The organism is Aliivibrio fischeri (assembly GCF_009727955.1).
Lineage (GTDB): Bacteria > Pseudomonadota > Gammaproteobacteria > Enterobacterales > Vibrionaceae > Aliivibrio > Aliivibrio fischeri_A.
The window spans coordinates 1-250 of the sequence record NZ_WOBR01000043.1 but is presented as its reverse complement, the minus strand read 5'-3'; the positions used below and the strand labels follow the sequence as shown (position 1 = coordinate 250).

The following is a 250-nucleotide window of genomic DNA, read 5'->3' as shown; positions in this document are numbered from 1 at the left end:
CAGAAGATGATAATCAGGTTTCTGAAGAATCAGTAGATCCAAAGAAAGCAGCCGTCGCTGCCGCTATTGCTCGTGCAAAAGCACGCAAAGCTGCACAAGCTGAAGAGAAAACTGAAACGCCTGTAACATCAGAAGATGATAATCAGGTTTCTGAAGAATCAGTAGATCCAAAGAAAGCAGCCGTCGCTGCCGCTATTGCTCGTGCAAAAGCACGCAAAGCTGCACAAGCTGAAGAGAAAACTGAAACGCC

General features: G+C 46.4%; 1 pseudogene. It reads left to right on the top strand.

The window, feature by feature from the left end:
* Positions 1-250: pseudogene (locus tag GNP81_RS19285) on the top strand (electron transport complex subunit RsxC); the annotation flags it as partial.